Here is a 21285-nt window from a genome sequence, read left to right on the forward strand (position 1 = left end):
TGACGTCGCCGGCCTTCCGGCTCCGGAGTCAGTGGACGGGTTCGGGTTCGACGAACCCCGGCACCAGCCGAGCGGCCAACTCCCGCGTCGGCACATGGGCGTCGAGCTGACACGAGATCGCCACGGTGGACGCGATGACCCGCAGCGGGATCGCCAGCTTGGCCGGCAGATCCATGGCCCGGGCGGTCTTGATCTGCTGCGACGAGACGTTCATGTTCGCCGCCGCCATCTTCTGCAGCCACCTGCGGGTGTAATGGAACACCTCGACCTCGATCGGCTCCACATACTGGCGCAGCATGTCGTCGATTTCCTGCGCCGAGACCTGCTCACCCTTCTGGATGAAGCCGACCCGTTCCATGGTGGGCAGCAGCTCGTCGTAGTTCTTGTCGCGGGCCAGGCAGATGATCTGGCCGATTTCGACGGGCAGCCCGTCCGGTAGCGGGCCCACCGCGCCGAAGTCGATGACGCCCATCCGGCCGTCGGGCAGCATCATGAAATTCCCCGGATGCGCGTCGCCGTGCATCATGCCCAGCCGCGCCGGGGCGTCGAAGGTGAGCTCGATAAGCCTTGTGCCGCACAGGTCCCGCTCCGCGGGGGTGCCATCGCGGATGATCTGCGCCATCGGCTTGCCCTCGATCCACTCGGTGATCATCACCTTCGGTGCACTGGCCACCACGTGCGGAATCACGAAATGCGGATGCCCGTCGTACGCCTTGGCGAAGGCGCGCTGGTTGTCCGACTCGAGCCGGTAGTCCAACTCCATCTCGGTGCGTTCGATGAGCTCGTCGACCACGCCCTGGATGTCGGCACCGGGGGCGAGCTGTTTGAAGACACCGACCAGGCGTTGCATCGTCTTCAGGTCCGCGCGCAGCGCCTCGTCGGCGCCGGGGTACTGGATTTTGACCGCCACCTCGCGGCCGTCCGACCAGACCCCCTTGTGCACCTGGCCGATGCTGGCCGAGGCCACCGGAGTGTCGTCGAAGGCGGCGAATCGCTCGCGCCATTTGGTGCCCAGCTGGCCGTCGAGCACCCGATGGACTTTCGCCGCGGGCAGCGGCGGGGCGTCCTTCTGCAGTTTGGTCAGGGCCTCGCGATAGGGCTCGCCGAACTCCTCGGGGATGGCGGCCTCCATCACCGAGAGCGCCTGGCCCACCTTCATGGCGCCGCCCTTCAGCTCACCCAGAACGGTGAACAACTGGTTGGCGGCCTTCTCCATCAGCTCGGCGGTGACCTCGTCTTTCGACTTGCCGGTCAGCCGTTTGCCCAAGCCCAGTGCCGCCCTGCCAGCAAAGCCCACCGGGATGGTTGCCAGCTTGGCGTTGCGGGCCGCGCGGCCGCGCTTGATGTCTGCCACCACAACATCATCCCTGACGATGCCCCGCTGGCAACCACCGATGGTCAGCATTCGCAGTTCGGATGCCGTGACCAGCGGCGAGCCGAGATCGTGTTGCTGTTCACGTCGACCTGCAGGGTGGTGTTCAGCGTGGCCGGCGGTGCCCCGGCCGCTTCCAGGCCACGGACCGCGGTGATGATGCGCTGCAGCTGCCCCAGTGCCACGGCGGCGGTTGCCAGCACGGTGGGTCGGTCGGCGCTGCCGATCACGTCCCGTAGCTGCGCGGCCACCGCCGGCCAGGCCCCGTCCCGGTCGGTGCGGTGCAGGTCGGCGCACGACAGGCAACTCGTCATGCCGGGGATCACCAGCGGGCCGACCAACCCGGCGCCGTCGCGCACCCGCACCGGTAGGTGGGGGACGCCCGCGGTGTGCAGATCCCGGACCAGCCGGGGGTCGGCGACCAGATAGTCGCTGAGCACCACCATGTCGGCGCTCGCCGCCGACACCGAGGCGCCTGCGTGGCTGGTCTGCGCGAGCCGCGCTCCGGACCGTCGCAGCGCCTCGACCAGCAGATCCGACAGCGGGCCGCAGCCGTGCACCCTGATCGACAACGCCCGTGGTGCCGGCTGACGGGCTCGGCCGCGGACCACGCCGCTACTCACCAGGGCTTCGAGGAGCTGCTCGACGACGGCTTGGTCAAGCCCGTGGCTGGCGGCCAGCCGGTGCAAGTCGGCCTTGCCCAGCGGAACCTGCATGCCGCGCAGCAGCGCGGCCAGTGTCGCGGGGGTTGCGCCGTCGGGTGGGTGGACCAGCACCGCGCGGCGCGGATCCCAGCCGACCTGGACCGCGCCGTCGGGGCGAAGCAGCACCGGCATCGCCGGATCGAGCGCGTACAGCACACGCCGACTGTGGCATCGGCGCGGCGTGGCGCGGCTCAGTTATCCACAGGCCCGTCGGTGTCCTCGTCGGGTGCTGCGGCTGGCTGGTCGTCCTCTCCGGACTCCGTGGCTGGCTGGTCGCCCTCTCCGGACTCCGAAGATTTCTGGAACTCGGCGATCGCCGAGTCGATGTCCAGGCCGCTGGTGTCACCGCCGATGATCCGGTCGATGAACCCGGCCGGCTCGTCCAGGTCCGCGGACCTGGGCAGCAGGTCGGGGTGCTGCCAGACACCATCGCGGGCATCGATCCCGACGGCGTCGGTCAGCCGCTCCCACAGCACCGCGGCTTCCCGCATCTTGCGGGGGCGCAGCTCGAGGCCGACCAGCGTCGCGAATGTCTGCTCGGCAGGTCCGGCGGTGGCCCGCCGGCGTCGGAGCATCTCGGACAGCGCGACCGTGCCGGGGATCCGGTCGCCGAGCGCGGCGGTGACCACGGTCTGCACCCAGCCTTCGATCAGCGCCAGCAGGGTTTCCAGGCGTTCGAGCGCCGCGGTCTGCTCGGGGGTGGCTTTCGGTTCGAACATGCCCTGGCTGAGCAGCTGTTCCATCGCGCCGGGGTCGGCCAGCGCGGCTGGGTTGAACCCCTGCGCGAGTTCTTCGATGCCGCTCATGTCGATCTTCATGCCCTTGGCGTAGGCCTCGACGGCGCTGAGCAACTGGCTGGACAACCACGGGACGTGGCTGAACAACCGGTGGTGGGCCGCCTCCCGGGCGGCCAGGAACGTCAGAACCTCGCTGCGCGGTTGTTCCAAACCCTCGGACAGCGTTTCGACGGCTCCGGGCAGTAATGCCGCGACACCCTTGGGGCCCAGCGGCAGTCCGATATCGGTCGAGGTGAGCACCTCGCGGGACAGCTTCCCGAGGGCCTGTCCGAGTTGCGACCCGAACGCCATGCCGCCCATCTGGGTCATCATCGCCAGCAGCGGGCCGGCCATCGCCTTGGCTTCCTCCGGCAGGGACGACGCCCACACCGACCCGATCTGCTCGGCCATCGGATCGCACAACCGCTTCCAGGTGTCCAGGGTGTTGTCCACCCAGTCGTTGGGGGTCCATGCGACGGCCTTGGTGGCCCCGGCGGGCAGCGCGGTTGCGCCGTCCAGCCAGGTGTCGGCCAGGTGCACCGCATCGGCGATGGCCGTGCTGGTGGTGGGCGGGATCGGCGCGACGAAGCCGATGGAGCTCGACGCCAACTGGCGGGCCAGGTCATAGTTCACCGGTCCCGACGAACCACCGCCCATCGCGCCGCCGGCGCCGCTGAACATCTGGCCCAGTTTGGTGAAGATCTGGCCCAGGTCGGCCATGTTGAAATCGCCGCCACTGAACCCGAAGGGGTCGCCGGGGCCGGGGTTGGGGTCCTTTTTCGGCTTGTCGCGGTCGGGGTCGTCTCCCCCGGAGAACCCGAAGGGCAGGTCAGCCATGTCTCAACCGTACTCACCCTGCGTCGCCCGTCGCCAACTGGCGATCACGCTGTCAGTGAACCTGGCCCGCGGAGGGCGCCGTCTGTTCCCCGGGTCGCTTCGCTCCTGCCCGCCGGATCTAGTCTTGGCGGCGTGAACAGGCGGATTCTGACGCTGATGACGGCGCTGGTGCCGATCGTCGTCTTCGGCGTGCTGCTGGCGGTCGTGACGGTGCCCTTCGTGTCGCTGGGTCCCGGGCCCACCTTCAACACCCTCGGCGAGGTCGACGGCAAGCAGGTGGTGGCCATCAACGGCATCGACACCCACCCCACCTCGGGGCACCTGAACATGACCACCGTCGCGCAGCGGGACGGCCTGACCCTGGGACAGGCGCTGACCCTGTGGGTGTCCGGCCGCGAGCAGCTGGTGCCGCGCGACCTGGTGTTTCCGCCGGACAAGTCGCGTGAGGACGTCGAAAAGGACCAGGACGCCGACTTCAAGAACTCCGAGGACGCCGCCGAATACGCCGCACTCGGATACCTGAAGTACCCCGACGCGGTGCGGGTGGCGAAGGTCAACGACCCTGGTCCGTCGGCGGGCAAACTGCAGGCGGGTGACGCCATCGCCGCCGTCGACGGCAAGCCGGTGGCCAATCTGGCCGAGTTCACCGGGTTGATGAAGGACACCAAGCCGGGTCAGGAGATCGCTATCGACTACCGCCGCAAGAACGCCCCGGCCGGTACCGCGCGCATCACCTTGGGTGCCAGTCCGGATCGTGACTCCGGCTTGCTGGGCGTGTCGGTGCTGGACGCGCCGTGGGCCCCGTTCAGCATCGACTTCAACCTGGCCAATGTCGGCGGGCCGTCGGCGGGGCTGATGTTCAGCCTGGCCGTGATCGACAAGCTGACCACAGGTGACCTCAACGGATCGAAGTTCATCGCGGGCACCGGGACGATCAACGAGGAGGGCAAGGTCGGTCCGATCGGCGGCATCACCCACAAGATGTTGGCGGCTCAGGAAGCCGGGGCGAGCGTCTTCCTGGTGCCCGCCGACAACTGCGACGAGGCCAAGTCGATGCGCGAGGACCGCATGGAGCTGGTCAAGGTGGACACCTTGGCCGGGGCCGTCGACTCGCTGCACACGCTGACCTCCGGCGGACGCCCGCCCAGCTGCTAACCCGTCGCTGCAGGACAGGCCGGTCGCGCGGGTGCGTAGAGTTGTGGCCGTACTGCTGCAACGGTGCGGCGTGGCCGCCCGACGAGACCCAGGAGTCTGACAGGTGAGTATGCGGCCCGGCGCCCGGATGCCGAAGCTGACTCGGCGCAGCCGGATTCTGATCGGTGTAGCGCTGACGGTCGTGGTGCTGTTGTTGGTGGGGCCACGGTTCATCGACGCCTATGTGGACTGGCTGTGGTTCGGCGAGCTGGGTTACCGCTCGGTGTTCACCACGGTGCTGGTTACCCGCCTCATCGTGTTCCTGGTGGCCACGGTGCTGGTCGGGGCGATCGTGTTCGCCGGCCTGGCGCTGGCCTACCGAACCCGGCCGGTGTTCGTGCCGACCGCCGGTCCCAATGACCCGGTGGCGCGCTACCGCACCGCGGTGATGGCGCGGCTGAAGCTGTTCGGCATCGGGGTGCCCGCCGTGATCGGTGTGCTGGCCGGTGCTGTCGCACAGAGCTACTGGGCGCGGGTGCAGCTGTTCCTGCACGGCGGCGACTTCGGGGTCACCGACCCGCAGTTCGGCAAGGATCTCGGCTTCTACGCTTTCGACCTGCCCTTCTACCGGCTGGTGTTGTCGTATCTGTTCGTCGCGGTGTTCCTGGCGTTCCTGGCGAATCTGGTCAGCCACTACGTCTTCGGGGGGATCCGGCTGGCCGGTCGTAGTGGTGTGCTGAGCCGCCCGGCCCGCATCCAGCTGGTTGCCCTGATCGGGACGCTGGTGCTGCTCAAGGCGGTCGCCTATTGGTTCGATCGCTACGAATTGCTCAGCCACACCCGCACCGGTAAGCCGTTCACCGGTGCCGGCTACACCGACATCAACGCGGTGCTGCCCGCCAAGCTGATCCTGATGGCGATCGCGCTGATCTGTGCGGCCGCGGTGTTCTCCGCGCTGGTGTTGCGCGACTTGCGCATTCCGGCGATCGGTCTGGTGCTGCTGCTGCTGAGCTCGCTGATCATCGGGGCGGGCTGGCCGCTGGTGGTCGAGCAGATCAGCGTCAAACCCAATGCGGCGCAGAAGGAAAGCGAATACATCAGTCGCAGTATCGCCGCGACCAGGCAGGCCTACGGCCTGACCGGCGAGCATGTGACCTACCGGGACTACAGCGGCACCGCGGAGACCACCGCCCAGCAGGTGGCTAACGACCGGGCCACCACGTCGAACATCCGGGTGCTCGACCCGACGATCATCAGCCCGGCATTCACCCAATTCCAACAGGGCAAGAACTTCTACTACTTCCCCGACCAGCTGTCGATCGACCGGTATCTGGGACCCGACGGGAACCTGCGTGACTACGTGGTGGCCGCCCGTGAGCTCAACCCCGACCGGCTGCAGGACAACCAGCGGGACTGGATCAACCGGCACACCGTCTACACCCACGGCAACGGCTTCATCGCCTCGCCGGCGAACACAGTGCGCGGAATCGCCAACGACCCCAACCAGAATGGCGGCTATCCGGAGTTCCTGGCCAGCGTCGTCGGCGCCAACGGCAAAGTCATCTCGCCCGGACCGGCCCCGCTGGATCAGCCGCGCATCTACTTCGGCCCGGTCATCTCCAACACCCCGGCCGACTACGCGATCGTCGGTAAGAACGGCATCGACCGCGAATACGACTACGAGACCAACACCGAGACCAAGAACTACACCTACACCGGCGCCGGTGGTGTCCCGATCGGCAACTGGCTGGCGCGCAGCGTGTTCGCCGCAAAGTTCGCCGAGCGGAACTTCTTGTTCTCCAACGTGATCGGCGAAAACAGCAAGATCCTGTTCAACCGTGATCCAGCCGAGCGGGTGAAGGCGGTGGCGCCGTGGCTGACCACCGACAGCACGGTGTATCCGGCCATCGTCAACAAGCGGATGGTGTGGATCATCGACGGTTACACCACCTTGGACAACTATCCGTACTCGGAGTCGACGTCGTTGTCGTCGGCCACCGCCGACTCCAACGAGGTGGCGGTCAACCGGTTGGCGCCGGACAAGCAGGTGTCCTACATCCGCAACTCGGTGAAGGCCACCGTCGACGCCTACGACGGCACCGTGACGTTGTACGCCCAGGACGAGAGCGACCCGGTGCTGCAGGCGTGGATGAAGGTGTTCCCGGGCACGGTCAAGCCCAAGAGCGACATCTCGCCGGATCTGGCTGCGCACCTGCGCTATCCGGAAGATCTGTTCAAGGTGCAGCGCATGCTGCTGGCCAGGTACCACGTCGATGACCCGGTGACGTTCTTCTCCACCTCGGATTTCTGGGACGTGCCGCTGGATCCGAACCCGACGGCCAGCAGCTACCAGCCGCCGTATTACATCGTCGCCAAAGACCTTGCCCGCAACAATAATTCGGCGTCATTCCAGCTGACCACCGCAATGAACCGGTTCCGGCGCGACTTTTTGGCCGCCTACATCAGCGCCAGCTCGGATCCCGACACGTACGGCAAGATCACGGTGCTGACAATTCCGGGTCAGGTCAACGGTCCGAAGTTGGCGTTCAACGCGATCAGTACCGACACCGCAGTCAGCCAAGACCTGGGTGTGATCGGCCGCGACAACCAGAACCGAATCCGGTGGGGCAATCTGCTGACTCTGCCGGTGGGCCAGGGCGGTCTGCTGTACGTGTCACCGGTGTACGCCTCACCGGGCACCAGTGACGCCGCGTCGTCCTATCCCCGGTTGATCCGGGTGGCGATGATGTACACCGACAAGGTCGGCTACGGTCCGACCGTGAGTACCGCGCTGGACGGCATCTTCGGTGCCGGGGCGGGTGCGACGGCCACCGGTCCCGCACCGGCCAATGCGCCGGGCGGTCAGCCGCAGGGCAATCGTCCGCCGGCGGCCACCCCGGCTCCGGCGGCGGGCAGCGCACCCGAGGTGCCCACACCGGTCGCGACGCCCCCCGGATCGGGCGCCCCGACGTCGCTGTCGTCGGCCAAGGCGGCCGCGTTGGCCGATGTCGAGTCCGCGCTCGGCGCCGTGCAGGAAGCCCAACGCAATGGCAATTTCTCCGATTACGGGGATGCGCTGCAGCGCCTCGATGACGCGATGAAGAAGTACAACACAGCCAAGTAGCAGCTGGGGCGGGGTGCGGGCATGCGTGAGTTGGTCGTGCTCGGCACCGCCAGCCAGGTGCCGACCCGCTACCGCAACCACAACGGGTACCTGCTGCGCTGGGACGACGAAGGCGTGTTGTTCGATCCCGGTGAGGGAACTCAGCGTCAGATGGTGCTGGCCGGTGTCGCCACCAGCGCGGTAAACCGGTTGTGCCTGACGCATTTCCACGGCGACCACTGCCTCGGGGTACCGGGTGTCATCCAGCGGGCGTCACTGGACCGGGTGGGTCATCGGATGGTGGCGCACTTTCCGGCGTCCGGGCGGGAGTATTTCGCCCGGCTGCGGCACGCCTCGGTGTTCTACGACACCGTCGACGTGCGGGAGGAGCCGGTCGCGGCGGACGGGACGGTGGCGGTCGGTGCGTTCGGTGTTCTCGAGGCCCGGGCACTTGACCACTCGACCGACGTGTTCGGCTACCGGCTCGTCGAGCCCGACGGCCGCCGGTTCGTCCCGGAGCTGTTGTCCCGCTTCGGGATCGGCGGTGCGGCGGTCGGTGAGCTGGACCGGGCCGGCTCCATCCGGGTGGGGGACCGGGTCATCGGCGTGGAGCAGGTCAGCGAGCCACGGCGCGGTCAGCGGTTCGCGTTCGTGATGGATACCCGGCTGTGCGACGGGGTGTACGCGCTGGCCGACGGCGCGGACATGCTGGTGATCGAGGCGACGTTCCTGGCCGAGGACGAGGACCTGGCGCAGCGGTACGGGCACCTGACCGCCCGGCAGGCGGCTCGGGTGGCGGCCGACTGCGGGGTGCGCATGCTGGTGCTGACGCACTTCTCGCAGCGGTATGTCGACGCCGCCGCCCACTACGCCGACGAGGCCGGCGCGGTGTTCTCCGGTGAGATCGTGGTGGCCGAGGATCTGATGCGCGTGCCGGTGCCCGCGCGGCGTTAGGACGCGAGTTGTCCCACGCGCAGTGCGATGGCCTGCTTTTGGCCGACGTTGGTGACGAAGTCCGCAGCGGCCGGCTGGCCGGGCAGACCGTCGAACTCGATGCGGGCCAGCATCGACCCCTCGGTGAACAGCAGCACGGTCACCGACTTCGTCCCGTCGGGGGAGTTGCCCGACACCACGGTGCCGCCGGTGCCCACGATGGAGGTGCGCGCCGGGCCGGGGTTCACCGATTTGGCGAGGCTGGCCTGCGCCTCGGCGAGCGCGGACGGTCCCGCGGCGGGGTCGTCGAGCGCCACGATGAGGATGCTGACGGCCTTGGTCTGCTCCTGGTTGACGATCAGCACCTCGGCGCCGGGTCGGGTGTCGGGGTTCGGCGTCGGGGGCTGGGCGGTGTAGGCGTCGCCGGCCGTGGAGATGTCCCGTGCCTCGAGCAGCAGCCGGGTGTAGTCGACCTTGGTGCCCTTCGGCTTGGTGCTGGTCGTCGTTGTGGTGGCGGTCACGCCGGGTAGCGCAGAAGTGGACGACGCGGATTTACCTGTCGTAAGGCCGGATTCACCGTCGCAGCTGGTCGCGCCGAGGGTGACGGCGGCGATCATCGCGATCGCGGCGCCGCGGGTGGCGTGGTGTCTCTTCATGTCCATCCGAGCCTGTCGAGTTCTTTTGTAAGAAGCAAGTTAAAACCCCTGGCTGTGACGAACGCGATCTTCCTGCTGTGGAGTGCGCTGGATGGGCCACGTTGGGGCTCTGAGCAGCCGATTTGGAAGCGCTGCTCGACGTTCGGTAACGTTGCGTTCACCAACGCGGGGTGGAGCAGCTCGGTAGCTCGCTGGGCTCATAACCCAGAGGTCGCAGGTTCGAATCCTGTCCCCGCTACTAGTGGAAATGGCCCTCGGAGGAGACTCCGGGGGCCGATTCCGTTTGGCTTTGGGCTGTAACCCTCGTTGTGTCCGAAATCGCCTCATTCGAGAGTGTGATCTACCTCGGGATAGAGCGCGCTACTCCTATCGGAGCATCTTGCGTGGGTCGGGGAAGCCCATCTTCGTGTAGCCGGGGGCGCGTTTCTTCAGCGACGAGGCGATGACGGGGGTGAGTTCGTCGTGGTAGTCGTGGACGGTTGCGGTGGTCTTCGTGGGATAGGGACGGGTTACGCGGCCGACGTATTGCACGAGGCGGTTCTTGAAGGTGATCGGTGCGGCCAGGAACAAGGTGTCGAGGGCGGGGCAGTCGAAGCCTTCCCCGATGAACGAGCTGGTGCCGAGTATCACGAGCGGCTCCGAATCAGGCGTGTGGTTGGCAAGTTGCTCGGTGATCTGGCGGCGCTCGCGAGCTTTCATGCCGCCGCTGAGGACGGTCACGGGCTTGCCGGCGGCCTTGAGCCGTTCGGTGATGGCGTTGAGGTGGTCGACCCACGTAGTAAGTACGAGGATGTTGGCCCCGGTTTCGGCGGAGGTCAGCACGTCGCCGACGATCTGGTCGAGCCGTGCTTGGTCGGCGACCAGGGCTCGATAGATTTCGGCCATTCCGCCCGGTGCGGTGGGGTCGGCGTCACCGCGGTAGTTGAATTCGGTTGGGTGGATGTGCAGTACCGGGTGGGGCGTGAGCAGCTCGGAGCCGTCGACGGGGAGCTGTCCGGTGCTGGGCTGGTCGATGGCGACATGGTGCGAACCGAGTTGGTGATATATGAGGTCTTCGAGCCCGTCTCGGCGTTCCGGGGTTGCGGTCAGTCCCAGCCAGAATCGTGCCGGTATGTGACTGAGGACGCCGAAGAATGCGCTCGCGGCGACATGGTGGCATTCGTCCACAATCACGAATCCATAGTGGGCGGTGATATTTTCGACGTTGTCACGGCGGGCAAGCGTTGGCAGGAGTGCGATGTCCAGGATGCCGGTCGTTTTCGATCGTCCACCACCGATCTGACCGCACTTGAACCCGAGGTGGTTACTGATCCGATCGCGCCACTGATCGGCCAGGGCTTTGCGATCGACCAGGACCAGAGTCGCGGTAGCTCTTGATTCGATGGCCGCGCAGGCGATGACCGTCTTGCCGGTACCTGGTGGCGCGATGAGCACGCTGGTGTCCTGCGTGAGGAGCTGGCTCAGGGCAGCGGCCTGGGTGGGACGCAGCGGCGTGCCGAGGGTAAACGCGTTGTGCTCGCCGGGGACGCGCTTGTCGTCAACGCGTAGTGTGCTGTCGGCCGATTCGACGAGCTCGGTCAGCAGTGGATGCAGACCGCGGGGCAGCACAAGATCACCTTCAGGGGTTTCGTCGTAGCTGTAGAGGAATCGTGGTGTGTCCCAGGTGCTGCGGCGGGCGCGTTGGCGGACATCGAACTCGGGGTTGCGGATGGATGCGGCGTGTTTGACGGCCGATATCATTGCTGGTCCAAGATCGTTTGCTGTCAATGTGATTCGAGAGCCGAGCTGGGCGCGGACGATAGTTGCGGGCCGCGGGACGATGCGTGACGAGGTCGGTAGTTGCAGCCGTCGGACGTCGTGGCCGATCTGCGGGTTGGGAAGCTGGCGCGCCAGCGTGGTCACGTCTTTGGTGGACAGTCGGGCGATGCTCGACAGGTAGGCCCATTGATCCTCGTATGGTTCGAGGGTGGCGGGGTCGAGGAAGACGGTGGTGCCGTGTTGCCGGCGTTTGCCGTTCAACGGTGCGGCGATGAGATTGCCCAATCCTCGTCCGGTGTGGACGTCTTGGGAGGGAAATAAGCGGTCGTAGCTGCTCAAATGCATGCTGCCGCGCAGGCGAAATGCCTCACCCAGCAAACTTGTCGCCATGCTTCTTGCGACCGACGCCGAGATGGCATGGGCGAAGAAAATCCAGACGTGAGCGCCTCGCCCGGACTGTGAAACCTCCAACGCAGCTGGAATACCCTGGGAACGTGCTGCTTTCATGTATGCGAGGGCGTCAAGCATCGCGGCTTCTTTGTCGAAGTCCGCTGCGACCCACCAACAGGTGTCGTCGTCGCTGAGCGGGTACAGGCCGATGTGCGCCTCGCCGCGCAGGTGGGCATCGACGACCTCTGGAGTCAGTGGCAGGTAGGGGGCGTCGGCGCGATTCATACCCTTGCGCCAATAGCCCTTGATCGCTGGCATCCAACCTGATCGGCCATCTCGCCGGTTCTCCCAGCGCACCGCGTAAACATCGGTGCGACAACGGAACAGGTCGAAGAAGAACCGCATCTTGTCGTCTGAGTTCGAGCCCATGGTGACTGGTGAGGTCGGCGTTCCTGTCAGTGTTGCCTGGTCGCTGACCGCCGCCCGAGCCTGCTCCTCGCTCAATCGGAGGAGGCGACGCAGACGCGTATTGTCGGCGCGCAGTGTGTCCAACTCGCCGGGGAAATTCTCGATTCTGCTAACGATCAGTACTCCTTGAACATCCGCTATCTGGCGCCGCGGATGAGATCGACGGCTTCGACCATGGCGTAACGCGCAGTGAGATGGTCCAGAATTTCGTCGACGGCGGATGGCGGCCGGGCGAATCTGGAGGACATAGCAATCACCGCCTGGCGGGCGACATCGGGGGACACGGCGACGGTGTCGGCAGCGAACTTTGCCGGTGATGTCACGGTGAGCGACTTGGGGATCTGTTGCGGTGGGAAGTCTCTTACGTTGCTCGTGACGATCACGTCCACCCCTCCGACCAGTGCCGCGGCGACAACATGTTCGTCGTCGACGTCGGGCAGTCCGAATGTGCCTTCCAGACTTTCCCAGTTCGCCACTATGGCATCGTCGAACGCTGAATTCATCTGATCGACGAGGCGTTGGGCTTTCTGCTCTGCCAGGACTGGGTCGTGGCCACGATGTATGAGCTTTTGCGATTCGTGGTAACGCAATTCGTCAAGGATCGCTGTTGACCACAACGGTCGATACAAGCCCTCGATCGCCAACGACAGCAGAAAGTCGCGCTGCAGGCTGGGCCACAGCACCGAGGTGTCCAACAGCGCGGCAAACATTCTCGAATATGTGTCAGCGTGCGCCGGCCTTGGCCCGACGCCGCGCGGCAACGACTCGGCGCGCTTCACGCAGCCGCTGGCGAACGACTTCGGGGTCGTCGTCAGCATTGATGTCGACCGTTGTGGCCGCCAGGGCTTCGTACTGGCGATTGCGCCGTTGCTCGCGGTAGGCGAGAACGTCGTCGAGTAGCAGTCGGTGGCGGTTCCCGATCCGCTCGGCAGGCAACGTGCCGTCGGTGATTAGGCGGACCACCGTGGGGCGGCTGACCCCTAGTAGGTCGGCGGCCTGTTGGGTGGTCAACGTCATTGTCTGCGGCGCGATGGTTACAGCCTTGCCGGCATGCAACGCCGCGACGACCTTCGTCAAGGCTTGGTGGACTGAACGCGGCAGTTCGATGCGGTCATGCTCACCGATCCCCACCAGGGCGTAACTAGGCGATGCCAGCTTTCCCCGGATGCGTTCATGGCTGGCCAGGAACCCGACGACCGTCGCCAACTGATCGGGGTCCTCCGGGATGAAGGTGACTGTCTCCGCCGCTTCGGCACTCATGTCAGATCCTATCTGCACTATCCGAAATAATGTTCGGAACGTTCGAATAATACCCGAGATGGCAGACACTCGATACCCCAAAGATCAGACCCGGCGGTTCGTTGCCTTCATGGGCCTGCAGCTACGACTTGGGATGTTCCCAGTACCGAGAAGCACGGCTGTCTAATGCTTCGATCCCTGCGGCCGTACCGTCACCCCGGCAGCCTTCAGGATGTTCAGCACTGTCGTCCGACCGAGCTCCCATTCCTCAGCTATTTGCCGACTGGTCTGCCCGGATTCGTACGCTTCGACGACCGCGGACCGTAGCGCGGCAGTGATCCGGCGCCGTTGCCGAGGCGGCGAAACGAACACGTGCGAATGTTCAACCTCAGAAACATCATCTTGCACACCAGTCAACGATGTGTTCGGACTGAACTGACTGAGGGCTACCAGCGGAAACAGCCCTCAGACGTGGGCGCGTTGTCACCCCCATCGATCCGAGGGGTGATGATGGGTGCATCGTGAGTGCGCGTTTCGAGGAGCTCGACTGGTCCCAGACCCCCATGGGGGTCATCAGCCTGCGCAGGCGGGTTGAGCCGTCACTGAACATCGACGTATACGAGGTCAAGCTCGGCGACGAGTTCCTGATGTCGAGCCTGTTCACCGTGGCCGAGGTCGCGCTCGCCCGCCTCGCCCTGGCCCGGGCGGCCGACGCCGAACTCGATGTCGTGGTCGGTGGATTGGGCCTGGGCTACACCGCGCAGGCGGCGCTCGACAGCCCCCGCGTTCGTTCGCTCCTCGTGGTGGAAGCACTGGCGGAGGTCATCGGCTGGCATCAGCGCCGGTTGGTCCCCGACACCGCCGGCCTGGCGTCAGACCCCCGGGTGCGCCTGCAGCACGGCGACTTTTTCGCCATGGCCGACAGCAGCGCCGGATTCGATCCGCAGACGCCGCATCGGCGCTTTCATGCCGTCCTGCTCGACATCGACCACACGCCCAGCCACGTCCTGCATCCCAGCCACTCCGCGTTCTACACGCCGGAAGGCGTGGCCAAGCTCGCCGGTCACCTGCACCCCGGCGGCGTCTTCGCGCTGTGGTCCGACGATCCACCCGACTCCGATTTCGAGTCGGTGCTCGCCGGGGTCTTCGGCCGGTCCGAGGCCTCGGTCATCCGCTTCGCCAACCCCCTGACCGGCGGGCACTCGACCAGCACCGTCTACGTCGCGAGTTAGATGGGGTCATGCACGTGCGAGCAATAAACCGGCCACTTGGGTCCGTCGCGGCAGTCCTCGGCCTGCTGGTGGCGCTGGTCATGTGCGGGCCGGCCAGCGGCATCGCGCATGCAGCCGCAGCGGCACCGGCCGGCGACGCGCTCTCGATCGGCGACCCCGACGCACTGGGGCAGATCGACCTCTACGTGGACCCGCTGTGCCCGTACAGCGGCGAGTTCGTGCGGACACACGGCGAACAGATCAGCAAACGCATCGAGACCGGCGCGCTGCGCGTCAACCTGCGGTTCGTCGACTTCCTCGACAAGTACTCCGCCAGTGGCACCTACGACAGCCGGGCGATCTACGCGGCCTACGTGGTGGCCGACCAATCGCGATCGAGTGACGTCGCGTGGCGCTTCATCGAGTCGATCTATGCCAGGGATACCCAGCCCGAGGAGGGCGGGCCTACGGATCTGAGCAACGACCAGCTTGCCGACATCGCCAATCGGGTCGGTGCGCCTCAGCTGGCCCAAGACCTCATTCGGATCGGTTTGCCCATCGGTTTCGACCCGCGCGTGATCGCGGTCAACAATCTTGATGCGCTGCACCGATTTCCCGAGCCGGGAGTTCCGCGCGTCGTCATCAACGACCAGCCGGTCGACGAAGATTCAGACTGGCTGGCGCAGCTTCCCGGATGAGCCGACACAACGAGGCCCGCGCGACCATCATCGCGCGGGCCTTCGGGCACAGGCTATAGCTGGCCCAGCGGCCGGCAGACATTGGACAGCGCATTCCAGTACTGGCCTGCCGGGCAGTCCTCCGCTGGCCGTGGCGTCTGGCACGTATTCGTGATCGGGTCCCAAAACTGCCCGTTCACGCAGTTCAGCGGTTCCGCAGCACTCACGCCAACACTCAACGGCGCTGCTGCGGCTAGGCAAACGCTTGCGACGACGGCGGCCGTCGCGCGACGACGTAGTGATTTCATGCTCTGACTCTTCCCGGGCGTGTACGTGTCCAAACCATAGCTCGATCGCAGCCAGACCTTCTTGGGGGCGTGTGAGGCGTGTGAAATCACGCTGACCTACACCAACGCGATGTGCTGCGATTCGAGATCGCACCCTTGCGCTCCCTGGGGGTCAAGTGGTCACAGGTTCAGATCCTGTCAGCCCGTCAGTTGTCCTGTCCCCGCTACCAGCGGAAATGGCCCTCAGAGACCTCTCTGAGGGCCATTTTCATCATGGCGCCCGCTTTGGCGAGACCCACGGATAGACGTGCGTAGCCAAGTCAGCAGAGTCACTCAGGGCCGGGCACGGTGGGTACCGGTAAGCGGCACGGGCGAGATTCGGCGGAATTCGAACCGACGTACCCCGAGGACCGAAACCATGCGACCGATCGGCGCGCGACACCGCTTCATGTTCGCTTCACGTCCAACCACGCGCGACGGGTGGGCTCGATGACCCGGTCGTTGGCATGGTGCATGACGTTCTCTGGCCACAGCCCGATGCCGGCCACTCCCAGTTGCGGCCACCAGTTCGCGGCCACGTTCGACACTTGGCGAACGGGAATTCCGCTGGCTACCGCGGCGAAGTGCAACCAGACATCATCCGCATGCGGACACACCGCCGAAAAGACGTCCCCACGATGTCGCAGTACCGACAACAGTTCCGGCGGATAGGCGACACCGGAGACGCCGGTTGCGAACACCCGATCGGAGGGTTCGCTGGTCGTGCACATGGGCCACTTCGAGTAGGGTGCGTCGGAGCGAATCCGCGCGCGATAGGCGGTGACCTCGCCAGCGCGATGCGCGGCCACCAGCCTCGACAGCCAATTCCGCGGGTAATAGACGTCGTCATCGGCAGTAACCAGCGTGCGCGTCGGTTCACTCGCCATGACGTAGGGAAAGTACTTGTTGTGCGGGCCGAAGTCCCCGCAGTGGTTGATTTCCAGGCCACGCCGCGCCAGGCGCCGCAGCGTGCGGGGCGGTTTCTTGACCGCGGCTTCGTCGGCCAACCAGAGGATCACGCGCCGGGGCCGTTCGACACCGCGCCCGATCGTTTCGATCGTCTTCCACACCGTGCGAACCCGCATGCCGTGACTTGCCAGCGAAACATCGACGTCGCAGGTGCCAACGACAGGTCGTTGGGAACGAAGGTTGATGACGCGAAGCCACCAACCGTATCCCGTGAGCTGGAAAGGCAGGAGGATCCATCTGAGCGGTCCGCCCGGAAAAGCGCCGTCGTTCGTCACTTTCGGCATCCCATACCAACCTCGGGCGCCTTCTGTGCCCGAACCGTCGACCCAGTGCCCGGCGCAACCACCACGTCGGCGACAAGAGGACCGCATGGGCTCCTGGCCAAGCCGGCAGAGTCGGTCCGAGCCGGGCACAGTGGGGTCAGAAGTGCTGTGCCGTAGAGCAACTCGGCCGTCTCGGCCAGCGTCGCGTCGCCGCCACGGTCAGCGAACCCGGCTCGCAACCCAGCGATGAACGGATGGCTCGGATCGAGCATCGAGGATACGCTTTTCCTGCCGCCGTCACACGGGGCGCTCAGCACAGTCAAATCGTCGGCGATCGCAGCGGCTTTGGGCTCGTCGAGTCGCCTCACCACCCGCTCAGGACCGGGCTCGACACGTGCCGCGCCGGGCTCGATGTGGAACGCCTGCTCGACGCGATCGTGCAGACGCTGCGATGAACGGTTGTTTCTTGGGTGTCCTACCGCCGCTTTGAACACCTCGGGCTGGTCGCCGTCCGTGGTTCGTAACACGGCGTCGTCACCGAAGGAGGTCTCGGGACGGAAGTTGGCGCGGACGACGCTCACGGTTCTCCCAGGCTCGGATGACTAGTTCGGATCGGAGGTCGTGCAACGGATGGAGGTGCTCGATCGATGTTGGCTAGGAGCGCACGCTCGGTGGGGGGAGCTGTCAACTCATTCGCTTTCAGCGGAAGTGCTTCGCTCACGGCAAGAATTATCTGCTCGATGAGTGCGCTGCCCGCCGCGGTGTTCGGTGTACTTATTGCGCAGCTCGCTACCGGCGAGAATGCCCCACCTGACGACCGTCCACGCCAAGGGCACCCGCTAGCCCTCGTACCAGCAGATCTGCGGCGCCTCGATCGGAATCAACGCGTCCGGGTGATGGGGCACCACGCGCGGGGTGTAGTCCGAAGGCGGCCGCGACCCGTCCACGTGGGCGTGGTAGCTGAACGTGCCCCGGATGACTTCGTCGCCGCGTTCCATCGGAATCAACTCGGCGGCACCGCCGTCGAGACCCGACGCGTACAGCTGCACACGTACTGCTCCGGTTCCGATCGGGCCCAGGGAGACCAATACCCGAAAGTGGTATCCGGTCGCGGTCGGCTCGACGTGCAGCGCGCCGAACGCTACCTCGCTCCAGTGGTTGGCGATCATCTCCCGCCAGGCTTGTACGTCGCCGGCGACTCGGCAGTGCTCGATAATGCGTGCGCGATAAGCGGCCGCCGCGGGGGCGTAGTACTCCTCGACGTACTGCCGGACCATGCGTTCGGAGGAGAACCGGGGTGTCAGCGTGGCCATGCTCTCGCGGACCCGTGCCATCCAGTCCTCCGGAACGCCGTCTTCATTGCGGGCGTAGAAGATCGCGACGATGTCGTTTTCGAGCAGCGCGTAGAGATCCTCGGCCTCCTGGGCATCCCACTGCGGGTCCCCGTCATGCTCCCGGCCGTCGCCGATCGCCCACCCCACCGCGGGGTCATAGGCCTCGGCCCACCAGCCGTCGAGTTCCGAGAGGTTGAGGCCGCCGTTGACCAGCACCTTCATCCCGCTGGTTCCGCTGGCCTCCCAGGGCCGGCGCGGCGTGTTGATCCAGACGTCGACGCCGTTGACCAGCTGCTCGGCCAGCAGCAGGTCGTAGTCGGCGATGAACGCGACGCGTGAGCGAACATCCTCGCGTTGGGAGAATTCATACCAGCGCTGAATCATCGCCTTGCCGAGGCTGTCGGCCGGATGGGCCTTGCCGGCAACCGCAATCTGAACGGGCCGTTCGGGATTGGTGAGAATGCGGGCGAAGCGGTCGGGGTCGTGCAGCAGTAGCGCGGTGCGTTTGTACTCGGTGAAGCGCCGGGCGAATCCGAGCGTGAGGGTGTTGGGATCGAAGATGCGCTGGGCTTCGTCGATGCGGTCAGCTCCGGCGCCGGCGATCGTGTATTGGCGTGCCAGCCGCTGGCGTGCCCAGCCGACGAAACGTTCCCGGTTGCTGTTGCGCATCGCCCACAGCTCGGCCGTCGAGCGCTTCTCCATCCGCTCCACGATCGGAGTCGGAACGCCGCGCCACTGCTCGCGCAGTTCGGCATCCGTCCACAGGTCGTCGGCGGCCGGTGAGTCCCACGACGGCACGTGGACACCGTTGGTGACGTACCCGACCGGAACCTCCTCGATCGGGTAGCGCGGAAAAAGATCCGCGAAGAGCTTGCGGCTGACCTCGCCGTGTAGCCGGCTTACGCCGTTGACCCGCGACGACCCGCGAATCGCAAGGTACGCCATGTTGAAGGGTTCGGAGTCATCGGCGGGGCGCATGCGACCCAAGCCGAGAATGTCGTTGATGCTGACTCCCATCTCGGCGGCGAGTGGCGCGAGATACCCGCTGACGTAGCCGGGATCGAAACGGTCAAAGGCGGCGGCGACCGGCGTGTGGGTGGTGAACACGGTGCCCGTGCGGGCGATGGTCAGCGCGACGTCGAACGGGACGTCGTGATCCAGTGCGATCCAGCGGGCCCGCTCCAACACGGCGAACGCCGCATGCCCTTCGTTGAGGTGACAGACATACGGATCGAGGCCCAGCTCGCGCAGCAAGCGCCACCCGCCGAAGCCGAGCGCCATCTCCTGCTCCCACCGAACCCCGGAGTCGGCTTCGTAGAGCTGTGCGGTGATGCCGCGGTCCGAGGGGTCGTTGGCCGGGTCGTTGCTGTCGAGCAGATACAGCCACAGCCGTCCGACGTTCACGGCCCAGGCGCGCAAATACACCGTCCGGCCGGGAAACTCGAGCGGAATGCGAATCCACGCGCCGTCCTGGCCGCGCAATCGCTGCACCGGAATCTCACTCGGGTCGCTGAACGGGTAGAACTCACGCTGATTGCCCTGGGAGTCGAGGGCCTGCCGAAAGTAGCCCTGCTGGTAGAGCAGCCCCACCCCGATCACCGGCACGCCGAGATCGGTCGCGGACTTCATGTAGTCGCCGGCCAGGACGCCCAGTCCACCCGCGTAGATCGGCAACGCCTCGGAGAGGCCGAACTCCATGCTGAAATACGCCGTCAGATTCAGCGTCCTCGCCGCCGGGCACTGCGGAAACCAGAAGGGGTCGCTGTTGCGGTTTCGGCGATCCTCGATCAGTGTCTGCACCTCAGCGCAGAACGCGTGGTCCTTGGCGAGCGCCTCGAGCTCGGGCTGGCCGATCGATGTGAGCACCGCCCAAGGGTTGCGCGACGCCGCCCACAATTTCGGGTTCACCCGATGCCACACCCGATCGGCACGGTGCGACGATATGAGCCGCATGTCGAGGGCGAGATCGTCCAGACCACGCAGAGAGTCGGGGAGGTTGATGTCGCTGCCATGGTCCGTCATGAGATCGCCTACCTCGTTGTTCAGAAAGCGCCTACGAACCTAGATCGGGCGTCTTAACTCAAGACAAAGCATGCGTGACGTCCAGCTGCGGGTAGCGGTGTTCAGTATGGCGGTGAACGGTTGGTAAATATCGCCGAAACAGCAATGTGGATGCCCGGCGGGGGGCCGATGATGGCGCTGGCGCCTCGGGCAGGTACATCGGGAGGGGATTACTCCATGCGGACCGTCTTTCACGAGAAACTCGACGAACTGACCGTCCAGCTCGCCGAGATGTGCGGCCGGGCGGGCCTGGCGATGAAGAACGCAACCCGCGCACTGCTCGACGCGGATCTCTCCGTCGCTGAGCAGGTGATCGCCGACCACGACCGGATGGTCGCCATGCGGGCGAAGGCGGAACAGGCCGCTTTCGCGCTGCTGGCGCTGCAGCAGCCGGTCGCCGGTGACCTGCGGGCCATCTTCAGCGCGATTCAGATCATCGCCGATACCGAGCGCATGGATGCCCTGGCCGTGCATGTGGCCAAGATCGCCCGACTGCGTTACCCCGACCGTGCTGTGCACGGCGAGGCCAGCGACTGCTTCGCCGAAATGGGCAGGCTCGCGGTGGGCCTCGGCGAAAGCGCGCGACAGGTTCTGCTTACCGGCGATCCGGCGGAGGCCGCCCGTCTGCGTGAAGAGGACACCGAGATGGACGATCTCTACCGCCGCCTGTTTGGCCTGCTGATGAACCCGGCGTGGCAACACGGCATACCGGCCGCCGTAGACACCGCGCTGGTCGGCCGTTTCTACGAACGATTCGCCGACCATGCGGTCGAGGTCGGCCGCCGGGTGGTGTTCATCGCTACCGGTACATTGCCCCCCGAGGACGGCATCTCCACCTACTGATCGCCGAGCGGCCACTTATGGCACAGAAATCGCCGCGGGAAAGCGTGTAACAAGTGGCCATTCGAGTTTTTCTTGAGGCGCTCAGAGCCGCCACACCACACGGGACTGCGGCGAACCGTCGATAATCCCGACCTTCAGCGCGGTATCGCGGCACAATGACCTGGGGTGCACGTTCAAAGAGGAGAAGTCATGTCCCGCAATGCAGGAGACCGGTACGAATGCACGGTGTGT

At 65.8% G+C, this 21285-nt stretch carries 16 protein-coding genes and 1 tRNA gene; 7 read left to right on the top strand and 10 right to left on the bottom strand.

The window, feature by feature from the left end:
* Positions 1 to 28: 28 nt before the first annotated feature.
* From ORI27_RS17530 to ORI27_RS17540, 3 genes are read right to left on the bottom strand one after another with little or no spacing between them, the layout of a single operon-like run.
* Positions 29 to 1405, bottom strand: a complete 1377-nt coding sequence (locus ORI27_RS17530; RefSeq protein ID WP_407666344.1) for a macrolide-binding ATPase MABP-1 — start codon at positions 1403 to 1405, stop codon at positions 29 to 31.
* Positions 1399 to 2208: a TOMM precursor leader peptide-binding protein gene (locus ORI27_RS17535; RefSeq protein ID WP_265998347.1), complete on the bottom strand. Its 810-nt coding sequence runs from the start codon at positions 2206 to 2208 to the stop codon at positions 1399 to 1401. The genes ORI27_RS17530 and ORI27_RS17535 overlap by 7 nt, the downstream gene beginning before the upstream one ends.
* A gap of 59 nt (positions 2209 to 2267) precedes the next feature.
* On the bottom strand, positions 2268 to 3689 hold the full coding sequence (locus ORI27_RS17540; protein WP_265998251.1) for a zinc-dependent metalloprotease: 1422 nt from the start codon (positions 3687 to 3689) through the stop codon (positions 2268 to 2270).
* Positions 3690 to 3821: 132 nt separating this feature from the next.
* Between ORI27_RS17540 and ORI27_RS17545 the strand changes: the two genes are divergently transcribed.
* The 3 genes from ORI27_RS17545 (at position 3822) to ORI27_RS17555 (ending at position 8880) form a co-directional block, all read left to right on the top strand.
* Complete coding sequence (locus ORI27_RS17545) at positions 3822 to 4844, top strand: YlbL family protein (RefSeq protein ID WP_265998252.1); 1023 nt, start codon at positions 3822 to 3824, stop codon at positions 4842 to 4844.
* 103 nt (positions 4845 to 4947) lie between these two features.
* Positions 4948 to 7947, top strand: coding sequence for a UPF0182 family protein (locus ORI27_RS17550; protein ID WP_265998253.1), 3000 nt, complete (start codon positions 4948 to 4950; stop codon positions 7945 to 7947).
* 21 nt (positions 7948 to 7968) lie between these two features.
* On the top strand, positions 7969 to 8880 hold the full coding sequence (locus ORI27_RS17555; RefSeq protein WP_265998254.1) for a ribonuclease Z: 912 nt from the start codon (positions 7969 to 7971) through the stop codon (positions 8878 to 8880).
* On the opposite strand, the gene ORI27_RS17560 is transcribed toward ORI27_RS17555, so the two are convergent.
* Entirely contained in the window at positions 8877 to 9515 is a 639-nt protein-coding gene (locus tag ORI27_RS17560; protein ID WP_265998255.1) for a hypothetical protein, read from the bottom strand. The two genes, ORI27_RS17555 and ORI27_RS17560, sit on opposite strands and share 4 nt — an antisense overlap.
* Before the next feature lie 164 nt (positions 9516 to 9679).
* Here ORI27_RS17560 and ORI27_RS17565 point away from each other — a divergent pair.
* A tRNA-Met gene (locus ORI27_RS17565) sits at positions 9680 to 9753 on the top strand.
* A 128-nt stretch (positions 9754 to 9881) separates the two neighbouring features.
* Here the strand turns inward: ORI27_RS17565 and ORI27_RS17570 are convergent.
* The 3 genes from ORI27_RS17570 to ORI27_RS17580 form a co-directional block, all read right to left on the bottom strand.
* Positions 9882 to 12092, bottom strand: a complete 2211-nt coding sequence (locus ORI27_RS17570; protein ID WP_265998256.1) for a DEAD/DEAH box helicase — start codon at positions 12090 to 12092, stop codon at positions 9882 to 9884.
* Positions 12093 to 12268: 176 nt separating this feature from the next.
* Positions 12269 to 12841, bottom strand: a complete 573-nt coding sequence (locus ORI27_RS17575) for a PIN domain-containing protein (RefSeq protein ID WP_265998257.1) — start codon at positions 12839 to 12841, stop codon at positions 12269 to 12271.
* A 13-nt stretch (positions 12842 to 12854) separates the two neighbouring features.
* A complete protein-coding gene (locus tag ORI27_RS17580) occupies positions 12855 to 13391 on the bottom strand; it encodes a helix-turn-helix domain-containing protein (RefSeq protein WP_265998258.1) in 537 nt (178 codons plus the stop codon).
* Between the two features lie 500 nt (positions 13392 to 13891).
* Here ORI27_RS17580 and ORI27_RS17585 point away from each other — a divergent pair, with 500 nt between their 5' ends.
* A complete protein-coding gene (locus ORI27_RS17585) occupies positions 13892 to 14602 on the top strand; it encodes a spermidine synthase family protein (RefSeq protein ID WP_265998259.1) in 711 nt (236 codons plus the stop codon).
* Between the two features lie 8 nt (positions 14603 to 14610).
* Positions 14611 to 15279, top strand: a complete 669-nt coding sequence (locus ORI27_RS17590) for a DsbA family protein (protein ID WP_265998260.1) — start codon at positions 14611 to 14613, stop codon at positions 15277 to 15279.
* Positions 15280 to 15991: 712 nt separating this feature from the next.
* On the opposite strand, the gene ORI27_RS17595 is transcribed toward ORI27_RS17590, so the two are convergent.
* The 3 genes from ORI27_RS17595 to glgP form a co-directional block, all read right to left on the bottom strand.
* On the bottom strand, positions 15992 to 16669 hold the full coding sequence (locus ORI27_RS17595; RefSeq protein WP_265998261.1) for a hypothetical protein: 678 nt from the start codon (positions 16667 to 16669) through the stop codon (positions 15992 to 15994).
* A 155-nt stretch (positions 16670 to 16824) separates the two neighbouring features.
* The gene (locus ORI27_RS17600) at positions 16825 to 17397 is read right to left on the bottom strand and encodes a hypothetical protein (RefSeq protein WP_265998262.1); all 573 of its coding nucleotides are present in this window, start codon (positions 17395 to 17397) and stop codon (positions 16825 to 16827) included.
* Between the two features lie 258 nt (positions 17398 to 17655).
* Entirely contained in the window at positions 17656 to 20172 is a 2517-nt protein-coding gene (gene glgP, locus ORI27_RS17605) for an alpha-glucan family phosphorylase (RefSeq protein ID WP_265998263.1), read from the bottom strand.
* A 216-nt stretch (positions 20173 to 20388) separates the two neighbouring features.
* Here glgP and phoU point away from each other — a divergent pair, with 216 nt between their 5' ends.
* Positions 20389 to 21054 carry a phosphate signaling complex protein PhoU gene (phoU, locus tag ORI27_RS17610; RefSeq protein ID WP_265998264.1) on the top strand — a complete coding sequence of 222 codons (666 nt, stop codon included), beginning with the start codon at positions 20389 to 20391 and terminating at the stop codon, positions 21052 to 21054.
* The last annotated feature ends 231 nt before the right edge of the window (positions 21055 to 21285 follow it).

Origin of the sequence: Mycobacterium pinniadriaticum, from assembly GCF_026242045.1 — a bacterium.
Taxonomy (GTDB): Bacteria; Actinomycetota; Actinomycetes; order Mycobacteriales; family Mycobacteriaceae; genus Mycobacterium; species Mycobacterium pinniadriaticum.

What these genes read in the sequence shown, in the direction of transcription:
- ORI27_RS17530 (WP_407666344.1), bottom strand. Translation starts at nt 1,405, where the DNA reads ATGCTGACCATCGGTGGTTGCCAGCGGGGCATCGTCAGGGATGATGTT.
- ORI27_RS17535 (WP_265998347.1), bottom strand. Translation starts at nt 2,208, where the DNA reads ATGCCGGTGCTGCTTCGCCCCGACGGCGCGGTCCAGGTCGGCTGGGAT.
- ORI27_RS17540 (WP_265998251.1), bottom strand. Translation starts at nt 3,689, where the DNA reads ATGGCTGACCTGCCCTTCGGGTTCTCCGGGGGAGACGACCCCGACCGC.
- ORI27_RS17555 (WP_265998254.1), top strand. Translation starts at nt 7,969, where the DNA reads ATGCGTGAGTTGGTCGTGCTCGGCACCGCCAGCCAGGTGCCGACCCGC.
- ORI27_RS17560 (WP_265998255.1), bottom strand. Translation starts at nt 9,515, where the DNA reads ATGAAGAGACACCACGCCACCCGCGGCGCCGCGATCGCGATGATCGCC.
- ORI27_RS17570 (WP_265998256.1), bottom strand. Translation starts at nt 12,092, where the DNA reads ATGGGCTCGAACTCAGACGACAAGATGCGGTTCTTCTTCGACCTGTTC.
- ORI27_RS17575 (WP_265998257.1), bottom strand. Translation starts at nt 12,841, where the DNA reads ATGTTTGCCGCGCTGTTGGACACCTCGGTGCTGTGGCCCAGCCTGCAG.
- ORI27_RS17580 (WP_265998258.1), bottom strand. Translation starts at nt 13,391, where the DNA reads ATGAGTGCCGAAGCGGCGGAGACAGTCACCTTCATCCCGGAGGACCCC.
- ORI27_RS17590 (WP_265998260.1), top strand. Translation starts at nt 14,611, where the DNA reads ATGCACGTGCGAGCAATAAACCGGCCACTTGGGTCCGTCGCGGCAGTC.
- ORI27_RS17595 (WP_265998261.1), bottom strand. Translation starts at nt 16,669, where the DNA reads ATGCGGGTTCGCACGGTGTGGAAGACGATCGAAACGATCGGGCGCGGT.
- glgP (WP_265998263.1), bottom strand. Translation starts at nt 20,172, where the DNA reads ATGACGGACCATGGCAGCGACATCAACCTCCCCGACTCTCTGCGTGGT.
- phoU (WP_265998264.1), top strand. Translation starts at nt 20,389, where the DNA reads ATGCGGACCGTCTTTCACGAGAAACTCGACGAACTGACCGTCCAGCTC.